Here is a 13,640-nt window from a genome sequence, read left to right on the forward strand (position 1 = left end):
GCGTCATCATCCCCTTTAGAGCGCGTGTCTGGGCGCACAATAATTACGGCAAAATCTATTAGCCAGTACTGTCTTAATCCCCTTTAGATCGGGTCTAGGTTCGGACCCAAAAACAATTTAAGGTCAACCATCAAAATGGGTCTTAATCCCCTTTAGATCGGGTCTAGGTTCGGACGCCTAAGGCTGTCGAACTCGCCAATTGGCTTGGTCTTAATCCCCTTTAGATCGGGTCTAGGTTCGGACCATGGACAAGGCACGACTACAGGAAAGCAAGAGTCTTAATCCCCTTTAGATCGGGTCTAGGTTCGGACGAGTCGATCAGTCAACTAGCATCGAAAGCAAGTCTTAATCCCCTTTAGATCGGGTCTAGGTTCGGACCTGCTCGACGCCAGGGAGCCTTTATAATCAACAACCTGCAAAGGGGGTTGCAGAAAATTTTGGCGACCTGAAAGTTCACATGCAGCGCATCGGTATCGAGCTGTCCAGATCAAGAGGTTAGAACCGGCAGACGGAGCGGTCAAGCGCTGGGTGTCGATGCTGATCGAGCCGCCAACTGCACACTCGAGGTAGAGGGATGTTGGGCTCGGCACATCGCGGCTTCCGCACGTCCCCCTTAAGACTTCAGTAATGCCTTCATCAAGGCCTTGGCCTGATCGTACTTGTCGGGGTTGGTCTTGTTCGAGAGGTTTTCTCGTGGCTTACGACCAAGGAAATAGGCGATGCGCTCGGCGTTGCTGCCAGAGGGATGCGGCATGCCGCGCAGAACCCGCGGTGGCCGCACGCCATGATGCGCTGCAACCCAGCCGATGGCGGCCTCTGGCTTTGGACCGAGCGGCACGATGACCGCGTTTTGCAAGGTGTCGAGCATCGGCATCAGGTGCGAGGTCATCAGGTCGCGCAGCGCTGGATGGCCGGTCAGCGTTGGGCTGCTGCCACCATAATTCTTGCCGTCGACGAAGGTCGGAAAGACGATGGCCGACAGGGATTGCAGCCAGTCGCGGTGCTCGCCGAACAGACTCGCGCAACTGTTGATCCCGAGATAGGCATTGAGGCCGACGCTGTCGAGCATGGCGATCAGCGGCTCGCGCATCGTGCCGCTGAAAGCCGCACCTTCCCTGGCCTTACGCAAGATGTCCTGCTCGGCGCTGCCAGCCTCGATCTCGGTGCGGGCAATGCGCAGCGCGTTATCGGCCTGCGTCAAACCGGGGGTGATGCCGAGCAACACGACCTTGGCACTGGGGTTCGGGTATTCAAACGGCGCGTAGTAGATGCTCAGTGGGCCGTCGCGGCTGATCAGCAGCTCATCGGGTAGGGCTGCGGGCTTGCGCGCGCCGGCGCCCGAAGCGAGCGGATAGCGGGCAATGGCATCGCGGTAGCGTGGAAAAAGAGGCTGGAACATCTCAATGACTCCTTTTGGGTGGACGGCCAGGTCGGCCTTTGTGCTTGGTACGCGCGGGCGGTTCTTCAGCCGCGCGTCGGTCCTGCTCGGCGACCATCGCCAGCAGGGCTTGGGTGAGACTGGCATCGGAGGGGAGGTCAATGCCGCCGGGTAGCCATTGGCGGCCATACTGCTCGGCATCGAACTGCATTGGCAGCGGATAAACACGGATGTCATCGCGCGCGGGCTGGATGATGTCATCCAGGGCGGCGAGCAGCTGATCAAGATCGCGCGTGGTCCCCACCACCAGGAACACCGAATACTGCAGCGCCATGCCGGAACCGCGCACGGTGCGATGCACGCGCACCAGGCGCTTGGGATCGGCGATGTCGTAGGCCAGCAGATAGGGGCGGCGTTGATTGGCGGGCATGATGGGGGCCGGTGCTAGGTCGCGTTGATGAGCCAGCGATGCAGGCTGTTGGTGATGTCGCGTCCGCGTTGGGAGATGCGCGCGGCGCGCGACTCGAACAAACGCACCGTGTCGATATGTCGCGGCAGACGCAGCGGCTCGCGGCGATGCTGCGCAGCATCAAAACGCCGACGCAGCCAGCCGATGCGCGGTGGTTCCAGATACCACATCAACAGCTCAGCCAAGTCCCGTGCCAGACTGGGCTCGCCGATCTGGCCAAGCTCGGTGTTGCGACCGAAGCCCAGATCGTGCAGATGCGCTGCGGTCCATTGGTAGGCCAGCGAGCGCAGCCATTGGCGGGTGCGCTCGGCGCCACGGCTGCCACCATATTGCTGTGCCTGATGCTCGATCCAGGCGCGGCCGGTGCGCGAATCGCGCGCGCCCTCGGGTGCGCCAAGCCGAGCGCTGGCCCAATAGGCGATGCGAGCGCGTGTTGTGGCGAGCCAACGCCCATAGATCGCCTCAGCCTGCGGCAACATGAGCAGCTCCTCGAAGCGCCACAGCAGTTCATCGCGCTCGCCGGGACGACCCAGCAGGCGTGCAGCGATCTCACCGTCGTCGCTGACAAAGATGACACTGATGCCCTGCTCGGCACAGGCCAGCAGGGCCTCGCTGCTCCAGGACACACGGGTGCTGCTGTGCACGCGCGAGAGGCGTTGCAGCGGAAAGAACTGTTCAGCGCGCTCCTCGCGTTGGATGCCCAGCGCGCGCCCGGCAAGCCAGATGCGGGTATCGCTGCCGGCGGCGATGTAGAGCGGCCGGGCGTCGAGCCGCACTTGCTGCGCCAGTTCAAGCGCCTGCGGCTGACGGTTCTGGGCGGTACGTACCATCATCGGTTTGCAATCTCCTTGGCATCCTCGGCGGCGAGCGTTGGCAGGGTCTTGCTCGCGACGGCGACCTGAGCGCCGGAGGCGGCGAGGCGCACCGCCAGGGTCCGACAGAGCCGCCGTAGCAGCCGACGCTGCGAGCGCACAAACAGCTCCCAGGCCGCATAGAAGTGTTGCCGTCCGCTCTTGCCGAGCAAGCAGGCCTCACCGTCGCGGCTGAACTGATCGGCGCGCAGATGGCGGCTACGGAACTGCGCCCAGACCCAGGCGTCGACCAAGGGGCGTAGCGGCTCGATCAGGTCCGAGGCCAATGACTCACGACCGAAGTCGAGCACATGGTAGTAGCCGATGATCGGGTCCAGGCCAGCGCCATAGCAGGCGCGCACGGCTTCCGAGTGCAGCAGGGTGTAGCTGAGCGAGAGCACCGCGTTGACGGGATCGCGCGGTGGCCGGCGGTTGCGGCCGGTGAACTGCAGCTCAGGCGCGAATAGCGCGCAGTAGGCGCTGAAGTAGGCCGCCGCGCCGCCACCCTCGATGCCGCGCAGGCTGTCGATGGCGCTCGTGCTGGGATCGGCCGCGCGCCGGCGCGCTTGCTGCAACTGATCGCGGGCCTTGAGCAGGGCTTGGCGCAGGTCCGGGCGTGCCTCCAGTGCGCTGACCAGCAGGCGTTGCTGGCGGCGCAGCTTGCCGCTGACCAGCCGTCGGGTCCAGGCCAGGCACCAGGTAGGATCATCGACCCGGCGCAGTTGGCCGATGCGCCGAGCGCCGTCGTTGTGAGACGGACCATGCACCTGCGCAACCTTGCGGGCATGGCGGCCACCGAAGATCACCACGCTGACACCGGCCTCGGTCAGGTTGGCGAGCAGGCTACTCTCCAGCGTCACGGCACTGCGCATGATCACCGACTCAAGGAGGTTGATCGGCACCGTGCCACGGCGCTGCTCATCGGTATAGATGGCCAGGGCGCGGCCCTCAAGCTTCAGGCGCGTGTCGCGGCGATCGAGATACAGGGTCGTCATCGGCGTTATCCCACATAGAACCAGGGTGGATCGACGGGCTTGAGGCCCTTGCCGCGCACGCGCACCTTGCCGCGCGGCTCTAGGCGCAGCAGGAAGAAGCGGTCTTCAATCGGGTCGAGCAAGTCTTGGATTTCGCTGACCAGCGCGCGACGCTCGGCGTCGGTCAGGAAACACTCGAACACCGACTTTTGGCGGCCGCTGGCATAGCCCTTGAGGACCTTCAGGGCGTCGCGCAGCCGAGCGTTGTCGGAGACGTCGTAGGCAGCGATGTAGAGCGTGCGGTGTGGCATGCAGACAGGCTAGCGCCGGTCTGCCGGGAGGGCTGGAGCGGCAAGGTTGCCGGCGACCGGTTGATCCGTCTGGGGTGGATTAGCGTTGCCAGAATGGGGCTTGTGGCAGCTGTGGAGCCAGGCGCTTGAGGCCGGCGCGCGCCGCTTGGGTGTGCAGCAGTGGGATCAGCGCAGCCTCGATCCAGCCGCCAAAGGCTTGCCAATCGGCCTTGGCGATAGGCTGATCGCCATGGGCGAGGATCGAGTAGTTGCGCTTCTTCAGATGGTCGAGCATGTGACTGCCCTCGGCGTCGACGAAGGCTTGCACCTCGCCCCCGAGATGATGGGCGGCCAATGCCCAGGCCATGCGCAGCCCAGCTTGGCGTTTGCCGTCCGGGTTGGCGGCGATGGGCAGGCTGTCCGGGATCTGCTCGGCGCGAAGATCGCTGGTGTCGATGCCTTGGGCGCCGAGCAGCCATTGCGCGGTCCATTCGAGCAGTCGGTAGCCGCGCGCGACGGCATCGTCATAGCGCCCTTGGGCTGCGCGCCGTTGGGTGTTGAGCCAGAGATCCCAGAGTCGGGCCGGGGTGCGCTTGGGGCTGTCCGGCGCGGCATTGAGTTCCTTGAGGGCGGTGAACAGCGGGCCGATGACCGCACCGGCCTCTTGGCCGAGGCGTTGCCGATAGAGCTCCAGGTCCTGCTCGGCAGCGGCATGATCGAACCGATCCCAGGCATCGAACACCCGGCTCAGCCCACGCGCGAGTTGCAGCTCGGCGCGCAGCTGGCCATCACGCGGCAGCGGCAACTGAGCAAACCCATCGGCCGCTTCGCCATAGGCATAGCGTTGCCAGGCGTCGAGGAACGGCCGCATCCCCCGGCGCAGGCGAATCCCCTCGACGCCGACCGCCAAGCCCGCCTGGCTGCCGTCGGAAACCTTGAGCAGATCGGCCCGCAGACCGGTGATGACCTGCAGCGCGATGTCTTGCGCCTCCACCGCCACCATCACCAAGGCCGCAGTCATGGTCTTGGTGCCGCCGGTGTAGTCCGCCACCAGTGCAGCGCCCGGGAAGCGCTGACGCAAGCCCTCGATGGTCGTCGCGATCAGGGTCACGGCCTGATCGAGTTCATCAGAGGGGATCTCCTGGGCGGCGAAGGCCTCCGGCGCAAGGCCGAGTTGAGTGGGGATATTCGGCAGGCGCTCGATCACCTCGGCCCCGCAGCGCACCTCGACCGGCGTGCCCTTGCCGGTGATGGTGCTGATCGAGCCGGCGCGACCAGTGGTGGCGTCGGTGCCGCTGGCGAAAAACTGCACGAAGGTGGGCGCGCACTCGCGGATGGCGGTGAGGATCGGCTGGTGGGAGCCGCCGACGGTGCAGAGGAGGATGGTGTTGTTCATACCTAATCCCAGCTCGCCCGCTCTTGGGCGATGTAACGATCAATCTCTTCGCGGGTCCGTGGCTTGTTCGGCAAGGCATCGATCTCTTGAAACAGTTCTGTCAGCGATTGCTGCGGCTGCTCGACGCCCGAAGTTCTGGATGCCGACGGAAGATCACGCTCCTCGATCACATCAACACGAAACGGCAGGTCACTATCCTCAAAATCAGCCCGCAAGCTTGCCAGCGCCAGATCGGGAATCGGCTCCGAGCCCATCACCAGCAGGTCCAGATCGGAATAACGCCAAGCGCGCCCGGTGACGCGTGAGCCGAAGGCGCGGACTTGGCGATGGGGAACATGCCGCGCCAAGATGCGACGTACCGTCTCGAGCTGGTCTGGGTTGAGGTCAAGCATCGCTCTTCGCTCCACGTTCGCCTAATCGTTGCAACAGATTCTGAGCATCCTTTGCGAACGCCGGAATCACGGAAGCGACTTCGATGGCCTTGGCCTCGTCGTAGGTATGCGAGGTCATGTTGCGTTTGTCGCGATAGACCATCCAGGCATCGACATCCTGAACCAGCCCTTGCTCAGCACCGGCGCGCATCAGCTCCCGCCAGGTCATCGAGTCCACCGCTTGCGCATTCGGCAGGTCGAGCTGCAGCCGACGCTTGAGCATCTTCCAGCTCAGCTCGAAGGTGAATTCGAAACGCTGGATGCAGGCATCGCGCAATTCCTCGTCGTGTGGGCAAGCCAGCCACCGCGTTAAGCCCCGGTCGAGGGCGGCGGTGGCTTTTTGCAAGGGGGTTAAGTCAAGCATCATCTTACTTGGCCTTTGCTCTGACTGCAGTGATCAGATCCTTGCGCATTTGCTTTTTCTTGCTGCCTGGCCAGCCAATGAAGCCGTGGATCTCTTCGGCCAAAATGGCGAGTTCCGCGCAAACATCGCCTGACCAATGCTCCTTCGCCTCCTTGAGCAATAGCGCCAGTTGGTTGGCAAGCTCTCCGCTCTTCTCGTTGCGCCCGGCGGCTCGATCCTCGGCCAAGCGCTCGCGCAGGTCCTCGAGCTGGAGGGCTTCGTCGCTCAGGTTGGCACGACGCTCGGCCTTGGCCTGCTCGGCTTGTGCCTCGCGCGCGGCGGCCTCTGCACGTTGTTGCTCGCGGGCATTGCGCTCGGCGGCAAGTGCACGCAACGCGATGCGGCGTGCATGGATGCGTTGCGACCAGGCGGTGGCATCGACACGGGTTTGATCGGCCAGCGCCTCGCGTAAAGACAGGGGCCAGTGGGGTAGCGGCTTGCCCACCGGAGCCGCCTCGATCAGCACCCAGCCGAAGGGCAGCATCTCGGTGCGCTGCTGGATATCGCCGGCGGCAAGCCAAACCGTTTTCGTTGTGGACATTGTTTCGTAACGTGTTCGTTGGGTCTCTGGATCTTTGCCCATGTTGATCCGGATATCTCTAACGCCATCCAGGGTCAGCGACTCGGCTCCGCTGTGACGCCCGACGCGCAGCAAGAACGCCTGATTGGCCTCCAGTGCGGATTGGCGATCGGTCAGCAGCTGTTGCAGGGTGTCGATCCAGTCGGCAGACAGATAGCCACGGCCTCTGAGTTCCAACGTCTCGCGTTGAAGGATCGGGCGGTAGAACCGGTTACAGGCCGCAGCAATGTCGGCAAAGGACCAACGCAGGGTCGAATCGGGCAGTTTCGGACTCGACAGGCCAGCCACGTCCTGGATGCCCAGTTGGCCCAGGAAGGCCTGTGGGCGCAACAGTGGCACGCATTCGAGCACCTGGCGTAGATTCTCCGCCTGGGCCGGGATCTCGCGGCCATCCTTGATCACCGGCTGGCGTTTGCGGTTGACCGCGTAGCGCACCTCGGTGGCGAAGCTGTCTGGGTCGCTCAGGTCGCGGGCATCTCCGATTTGGACCAGACGCATCGGGTCGAGGTCGAACTGACGATAGTGGAACAGCTTTTCCTGGAGTGCCCGATTCCGCTGACGCGGTGGCCTCGAGTTGACATCGGCTGGCAGTGAACGACCAGCGTTCTCAACATCCAACAACGCGGTGCGAATGGCCCCCTTGAGGCTGCTACCAGGCAAGATCGGTCGGCCGCTGGCGGCATCCGTATAGGTGCGGGCAATCGCCAGCTGGTTGATGATCTCGCGGCCGCTCTCCTCACGTTGAGCGGTCTTGCCGACGCGCTGCTGGTATTCGGCGGCAATGCTCGGTAGTACCGGCATGGCGTGCTCGGCCTCGGCGATCAAGGCCTCGCTGTTGCGGTGGAAAAACGCCTGCACCTGCTTGATCAGCTGCACCGTCGGTGCCGCCCCGAGCACCTTGGTCAACTCCTCGCGGGCCGCCGCCGGCAAGGCCCGCAAGGCCGCCTCGGGGCTGAACAGATAAAGATCCTCGCCATCGATCACATAACCGGTCGGCTCCAGATCCTGGCCGGTGCCGATATGCACCGGCGCGAGCGCAGTGATCGCCAGTTGATGGACGGCGTGTCGCTGCTCGCTCATGGCGCAATCTCCTCGGGCAGATGAACCGCCACACAGGGCGCATAGCCCTGTTGCACGGTCTCGGGGATGACCTTCGACAGCTGGCCGTTTGCACCCAGGCCCTGACCGATGATCGGGTCACTCGGCAGACTGGACGGCGTCAGCAGGGCGCCGGCGCGTGCCAACAAGACCGGTGTCTTGAACGGATTGCCGAGCTGGACCGCGGCATCGCCGTGGCGGCCGAAGCGGGTGAAGACCTCGTAGAAGCTGCGCTCGGCGCGGCAGCCCTGGCCTTGCGGCGCGCAGGGGGCGAGCGTCAGGCAGGCATTCGGATCGGGTTGACCGGGCCAGGGCGCGGGCAGCGGCTCGACCTCGAACTTGCCGAGACCGATGCTGGCATCCCGGCCAAAGCCGACGCTGCCGATGTCGTTGAAGAGATCGGTCAGCGTCTCGGCGCTGATCCGCTCGGCATCGAAGACCAGGCGCAGACAGCGATCCACACCGTCGACTGACCAGCGCTGCATCTGGGTGTAGGGGGCGAATTCGCCCCGGCCGGTGGTGCCAGTCAGACGGTTGATGCTGTTGTGCGGTTGTGGATGCAGGGTCATCAGCGCCTGTGAGTGGTGCCCGGCGGGGGCCTCAACCGGCGTCGCCGGCGCACTGACCGCGATCACCTCCGCCTCGCTTTGGCAGTGTCCGAGCCACTCGGTCATGGGTCGTTCCAACGCCGCAAGCGGCAGCCAGAGGCGCTTCTTGATCTGCTTACGGTCGGTGCCGGCAAGCTCGGGGAACAAGGATAAGGGCAGCGCCGGGCGCGGCAGATAGCCTATTGGCAGGGCATCGGAGACGACCGCAAACGGGCGCCCGGCGGTGTAGCCCTGCAAGCATTCTTGCAGAGACGCATCGCCATCACGATTGCGCAGCGCCCAGCACAGCTGACCGAACAGCATATCGCCGAGCAGCGGCGAGCCGAACGGCGAGCGCAGCTGTAGGCGCAAAGTGAGCGTATCCATGCGTGACTCCACTTAGTCGAGGCTGAGCTGGTCCAGACGCGCCTGCAGATCCTCGCCCTGCAAGGCAAGCCCGGTGAAGCGCAGCTTGCCGTAGCCGCGTGAGCCGGAGCCGCCGAGGCCGGTGAGTTCGAGCAGCTTGAAGCCGACCAACAGCTCCTCGAGCAGATCCTCCTCACCATGGACCTTGAGGGTGAGCTGGAAGTCGAAGCGTGCCCCGGCTGGAACCCGTTCAGTGTTGCGCGGGTTCTCGGCAACGCCGGCAATGCGGTCGATCGCATTCTCGGTCTTCTGCTCGGTGAGCAGCAGATTGCGATCATTCATCTCGGCGACCCAGGCGGGATCGAGGTTGCAGTCCCAGAACGCGAGCCGGGTGGGACCGATCTCCTTGAGCAAGGCCTCGTCCGGATCGCCCTCGGGGGCGCCGCCGAAGAGCTTCAGCAGGGCCTTGCCCTGGTCCTGCTGCGCGTCCTCGAGCTGGCCGATGTGCTGGAAGCCGAGCGGTTTGCCCTTGGTGAGGCCGACCACGCCGGCGCGCCATTCAAGCAGGCTGCGCATCTTGCCCTTGAGGCTCGAGCCGGGGATGTAGGGCTGGTTGGTCACCGGGTTCTTGATCACCGGGTTGTCGGTGCCGCCGATGTGCATCTCGGTGTTGCCACCGCCGATGTGCAGGCCGCTGAGCAGTTCCAGCGTGCCGGTGATCTTACGGATATGGGTCAGTTGCATGATGAAGCTCCGAGGGACCGTTGTTATTTGTTCTCGCTGGGACGCACTTCCTTGTAGAAGCCCAGGAAGGCCTCGAAGAAGAGCTTGGCGTAGCCGAGGGTCTTGGCGTCTTCCGCCTGGCGCAGACAGTGCTCGAGCAGCTTGACGAAGTTGGCATCGACCAACTGGCGACCCTCGGCGTAAGCGGCCTTGGCGTTGAGCATGAGGATGAATGGGCGCACCTCCTGAAAGCGCGCGTCGTCGGTGCCAACCTTGGTTTGCCACATCACCAGCTCGTCGTAGAAGCGGCGCAGCTGGCTCGGCTTGTTGCGGCGATCGTTGCTGCCGATGGTCGCGGCACAGCGCTTGGCGATGCCGTTGAACAGCTCGGGATCGAGCGGGCCGCTGAAGCGGATCTCCTGCACCGAGAGGTCCGGCGTATAGGCCTCTTCACGCGCCCTGCCGCCCTGGTTGCCACCGCGATAGCCACCACCGCCCTGGGCGCGTCCGCGCGGATTCTGTTGTCTGATTTCAGCCATGCTGGCGTGCTCCTAATCGCGTGTTTGATAGAGATGCGTGAACAGTGGAATGCGGTAGCTGCCGCCGAAACGCTCGATACCACCTGCGGCAATGACCTGCGCCAAGCGCTGCTGCAGGCGGCGGCGTTCCTCGACCTTGGAACGGTCGCGTAAGCCCGGTGCGCGCTCGAGCATGCGCGCCGTGCGGTACGCAAACTGACTGTGCCAGATGGCGTTCTCGGGACGCTGGTGGACGTGCTCGGCCTTCTCGATCAACCCGAGCAGGCCGTAGATGAAGCCGGTGCTGAGCGCCAACTCATCGGCAAGCGCCTTAAGTTCGGCCCCAGCCTCACCGAGCGCGACGAACTCCGACCAAGGGACGGTCTCGCCGAAGCAGGTGACGGCGTTCTTCTCCGGGCGCAGCCCCTTGGCCTGCTCCAGCGCCTGCTCGCCCAGGGCGGCTAGGTGGCGGATCGGCAGTCCCGGCTTGGTGGTCGAGAGCCCGGCGGAGAAATGGATCGCTGGGTTGTCGGCGACATAGCGCGCAAACTCGTGCTGCAGCCGCCGCGCCAGGGCCATTTGCGAGCGCCAAGGGCCGATCAGGAAGAAATCATCGCCACCGGCGAAGACGGTGTAGGTGTTGGGATACTCGGTGGCACAGAGCCAGGGCAGGTAGACGGCAAAGAAGGCGTTGGTTTGCCGGGAGAGCGCGGCCATCTTGGCGAAGGTCGGCTCTGCGAGTCCTTGCTGGAAGATCAGCCCCAGGTTGTCGATGTCGCCCTTGAGGGTGCTCAGGGCACGAATGCCCACCCAGCGCTCGCGTTCATTGATCCATTGGTCCTCGCAGGCCAGATGATTGAGCGTCTTTGGCTCATTGGGCGAGACATCGCCATCGGCCTCGGGATCGCAGCGGGCGTATTTGTCCTGCTCGTAGGCACTGGTTTCGGTGCCGCTGAAACGCGGGATATAGCCATTGATGTAACGCCGGGCATAGCCGTTCCAGAGCGCGCGCTCGCCATCGGCGGCGGGCAGGCTGAAATCCCAGGCGCGCAGCAGATTGTCCTCGCGCACCGCCGGACCAAAACGTCCGCTGTCGGCCTCCTCGCCGGTAAAGCTGATGCGATAGCCGAAGAGGTCAACGTCGAGGGTGTGCTGGCCGATGCCCTCGCGGGTGACCAGGAGGCGCTCAAACTGAGTGAGCCAGTTGCCGATGTTGATCTGATCCTTGGCCAAAAGGCTCAGCGCCAACGCGCGGCCCTGATGCACCTCCTCACGCTCGGCCGGCGAGCGGCCATCGATCTGGCAGACGCCGAGGCGGTTGTCGAAGCGATCGAGAAAGCCCTCGAACACCGGCTCGGCCGGGGTCTCGCTACAGAGCCCGAAGCGTTGCGCCTTGGCTAGATCGAGCTGGGCAAAGAGCCGCTTCATCAGCGTGCGGAAACGCTGATGGCTGTTCTTCGGATCACCGCGCGCGCTCAGGAAGTCGTTGCAAGAGGCCTCGAGCCAGGCCAAACCGACACCGGCCTGTCCAAAGCTGTGCGCGAGGAACCAGGTATCGAGGGTGCGGCGCACCTCGGCCAGCGCGCTGCGTGTGGCCTCGGTATTGGGCGCGACGATGAGAAATTTGCCGGCCGCGTTGATGATCTGGCTGGTCGGCGGCAGGGCCAGCGCATCGAGCACACGCATGGCGGCGCACTCGGTGAGTAGACCGACATAGAACGAGCGCCCGCGTAACAGCTTGGCGGCCCGACGCTGGGTCTCGCCACCGGCAGCGAAGATGAAATCCTGGATGCCAAACAGATCGCCCTGGATCAGCAGCAACTTGGGTGTATCCCAGTCGGCACGCTGTTGTTGGGAGTCGATGATCGCCTGCGGCTCGTCATCGCTTGCCTGATGCCAGCGCCAGAGTGCGGTGGCCAAGGCCGCCACCGCCTTGCTGTGATCGTAGAGCGAGACCTCGGGTTTGACACCGAAAGCGGTCGCGGCCGGAATCGCGTGCGCGTAGGTCGCCAGCAGCGTGTCGAAGTGATCGAGCCACAGATCGAGCCGGTCCTGATGGGAGTCAGGAATCGCTTTCAGGGCTTCGGCAAACTGGTCCCAGAGCGCTCGGTATTGCTGCGTCGCCTTGACGCGGTCGCGTTTGTTCGGCTCACAGGCTTTGGCCGGCTGCGGGAAGATCGCCATGGGCGAGAGCGGCTGCAGCGCATAGCGGTAGTTCAGGGCCGGCTGCTCAGACGGCGACTCGTCGAGGCGGATCTGCTCGAACAGGGTGAGCTGCCGCGAGGAGAAATGATCGCCGCCCGTGGACGTACCCTCCTCAGCATCGTTGTAGCGATCGAAGGTCTCGCGCTCGAAACCGGAGGCGACCCGATCCGCAGTGGCGATGAGCCATTGCAACGCCGTCTCGGGCTTGTGGTGGCGGGCGGCGGCGTTGATCAGCGAATCATCGACATCGGGTGCATCCCAGGCCGCGAACGGGGCGACATCGGTCCCCACAAGACGTGGAAAGTGGCGCTCGAGCAGGTCGATCGCGACAGCGGTGTAGGCGCCATGGCGGTGCGTGAACCACTGCCGGCCACCGGCCTGCTGGCGGCGGGCGTACTGGTGCAGATTCGCATCCAGCAGCTCGGCACCCGGATCGAGTCCGGCGCGCTCGGCGAATTTGCCGATGTCGTGAATCAGTCCCGAGAGCGCGACGCGACTCGAGGCGGCGAGGAGTTCCTGTGGTGTCATAAAACGTTTCCGATCAGCGGTCCCATTCAACAGCGACCTGTGTCGCCAACAAGCGCCAACACAGCGTCTCGTTCATCGTCCAAGCGCCTGCCCAGGCGGCAACCTTGCGGCCAGATCATCCCGATGGCAGAGGGTTATGGCGTGGTGACGCGCAACAGCATGCGCTCAACAGAGGCGTACAAACCGGGAAGATCTTGCTCGATCACGCTCCAGACGAGCTGGGTATCTAACCCCAGGTAGCCGTGGGTCAAGACATTGCGAAACCCGGCGATGTCACGCCAGGGGATCGTCGGCTCACTGGCTTTGATCGGATCACTCAAACGCTGGGTGGATTCGGCCAGCGTTTGGAGATTGCGCATCACGGCATCTTGCACCAGATGTGAGCCGACAAAGGTCGCATGGTCACCTCCGGTGTATTCCTGAATCCGCTCAATGCCTTCTTTGATGTGCCGTAGCAGCGCCTCATCGGTCTCCTTTCCCGGTGTCATAACGGTTGCGCCTCGCGCAAAATCCGCTCACGCAACGACGGCGCGAGGCTCGCTTCCGTGACAACGTCGACGTTGCGCTTGGTCAACTCCTTCACATCCATGAGCAGTCCGCCCAACGCTAGGCCACTCTGACCGGAGGGAAGCGAAACCAACAGATCGATATCGCTTTGGCGCTCGACATCAATCTCTCCCTGCGCCATCGAGCCAAAGACGCGGACGTCTTCAATGCCACGTCGGGCGGCGAGCGCTCGGATGGCGCGTCGATGTTGTTCAATGAACGGATGCATTCACCAGACCTCCGTCAGATAACCTTCGTCACACAGTCGATTAAAGCGTTTCTTGCCTGTCACAACGC

15 protein-coding genes and 1 CRISPR repeat array are annotated in these 13,640 nt (G+C 64.0%); all 15 genes read right to left on the bottom strand.

The window, feature by feature from the left end:
• Nucleotides 1-70: 70 nt before the first annotated feature.
• Nucleotides 71-378: a CRISPR direct-repeat array (repeat unit 36 nt; unit sequence GTCTTAATCCCCTTTAGATCGGGTCTAGGTTCGGAC).
• A 235-nt stretch (nucleotides 379-613) separates the two neighbouring features.
• The 15 genes from AC54T3_RS06470 to AC54T3_RS06540 all read right to left on the bottom strand — a co-directional run bounded on the left by AC54T3_RS06470 (nucleotide 614) and on the right by AC54T3_RS06540 (nucleotide 13,572).
• A complete protein-coding gene (locus AC54T3_RS06470; RefSeq protein WP_496623351.1) occupies nucleotides 614-1,399 on the bottom strand; it encodes a hypothetical protein in 786 nt (261 codons plus the stop codon).
• 1 nt (nucleotide 1,400) lies between these two features.
• A complete protein-coding gene (gene cas2 / locus AC54T3_RS06475; RefSeq protein ID WP_496623353.1) occupies nucleotides 1,401-1,808 on the bottom strand; it encodes a CRISPR-associated endonuclease Cas2 in 408 nt (135 codons plus the stop codon).
• A 14-nt stretch (nucleotides 1,809-1,822) separates the two neighbouring features.
• Nucleotides 1,823-2,680 carry a CRISPR-associated endonuclease Cas1 gene (locus tag AC54T3_RS06480; RefSeq protein ID WP_496623355.1) on the bottom strand — a complete coding sequence of 286 codons (858 nt, stop codon included), beginning with the start codon at nucleotides 2,678-2,680 and terminating at the stop codon, nucleotides 1,823-1,825.
• Entirely contained in the window at nucleotides 2,677-3,693 is a 1,017-nt protein-coding gene (gene cas1 / locus AC54T3_RS06485; protein WP_496623357.1) for a CRISPR-associated endonuclease Cas1, read from the bottom strand. Before cas1 ends, AC54T3_RS06480 begins: the two co-directional genes overlap by 4 nt.
• 5 nt (nucleotides 3,694-3,698) lie before the next feature.
• Entirely contained in the window at nucleotides 3,699-3,983 is a 285-nt protein-coding gene (gene cas2, locus AC54T3_RS06490) for a CRISPR-associated endonuclease Cas2 (RefSeq protein ID WP_496623358.1), read from the bottom strand.
• A 79-nt stretch (nucleotides 3,984-4,062) separates the two neighbouring features.
• Nucleotides 4,063-5,358, bottom strand: coding sequence for a TIGR02710 family CRISPR-associated CARF protein (locus tag AC54T3_RS06495; RefSeq protein WP_496623360.1), 1,296 nt, complete (start codon nucleotides 5,356-5,358; stop codon nucleotides 4,063-4,065).
• Nucleotides 5,359-5,360: 2 nt separating this feature from the next.
• Nucleotides 5,361-5,750, bottom strand: coding sequence for a nucleotidyltransferase family protein (locus tag AC54T3_RS06500; protein ID WP_496623362.1), 390 nt, complete (start codon nucleotides 5,748-5,750; stop codon nucleotides 5,361-5,363).
• Nucleotides 5,743-6,156, bottom strand: a complete 414-nt coding sequence (locus tag AC54T3_RS06505) for a nucleotidyltransferase substrate binding protein (RefSeq protein WP_496623364.1) — start codon at nucleotides 6,154-6,156, stop codon at nucleotides 5,743-5,745. Before AC54T3_RS06505 ends, AC54T3_RS06500 begins: the two co-directional genes overlap by 8 nt.
• A gap of 1 nt (nucleotide 6,157) precedes the next feature.
• Nucleotides 6,158-7,852 (bottom strand): type III-A CRISPR-associated RAMP protein Csm5, encoded by a 1,695-nt coding sequence (csm5, locus tag AC54T3_RS06510; RefSeq protein WP_496623365.1) that lies wholly within the window; start codon nucleotides 7,850-7,852, stop codon nucleotides 6,158-6,160.
• On the bottom strand, nucleotides 7,849-8,844 hold the full coding sequence (gene csm4 / locus AC54T3_RS06515) for a type III-A CRISPR-associated RAMP protein Csm4 (RefSeq protein ID WP_496623366.1): 996 nt from the start codon (nucleotides 8,842-8,844) through the stop codon (nucleotides 7,849-7,851). The genes csm5 and csm4 overlap by 4 nt, the downstream gene beginning before the upstream one ends.
• Nucleotides 8,845-8,856: 12 nt before the next feature.
• On the bottom strand, nucleotides 8,857-9,567 hold the full coding sequence (csm3, locus tag AC54T3_RS06520; RefSeq protein WP_496623368.1) for a type III-A CRISPR-associated RAMP protein Csm3: 711 nt from the start codon (nucleotides 9,565-9,567) through the stop codon (nucleotides 8,857-8,859).
• 23 nt (nucleotides 9,568-9,590) lie between these two features.
• Nucleotides 9,591-10,085, bottom strand: a complete 495-nt coding sequence (gene csm2 / locus AC54T3_RS06525; RefSeq protein WP_496623370.1) for a type III-A CRISPR-associated protein Csm2 — start codon at nucleotides 10,083-10,085, stop codon at nucleotides 9,591-9,593.
• A 12-nt stretch (nucleotides 10,086-10,097) separates the two neighbouring features.
• The gene (cas10, locus tag AC54T3_RS06530; protein ID WP_496623372.1) at nucleotides 10,098-12,797 is read right to left on the bottom strand and encodes a type III-A CRISPR-associated protein Cas10/Csm1; all 2,700 of its coding nucleotides are present in this window, start codon (nucleotides 12,795-12,797) and stop codon (nucleotides 10,098-10,100) included.
• Between the two features lie 134 nt (nucleotides 12,798-12,931).
• Complete coding sequence (locus AC54T3_RS06535) at nucleotides 12,932-13,285, bottom strand: HepT-like ribonuclease domain-containing protein (RefSeq protein WP_496623374.1); 354 nt, start codon at nucleotides 13,283-13,285, stop codon at nucleotides 12,932-12,934.
• A complete protein-coding gene (locus AC54T3_RS06540; RefSeq protein WP_496623375.1) occupies nucleotides 13,282-13,572 on the bottom strand; it encodes a nucleotidyltransferase family protein in 291 nt (96 codons plus the stop codon). Before AC54T3_RS06540 ends, AC54T3_RS06535 begins: the two co-directional genes overlap by 4 nt.
• Between the last annotated feature and the right edge of the window lie 68 nt (nucleotides 13,573-13,640).

It is taken from the genome of Halochromatium sp. NSM3, from assembly GCF_059621085.1.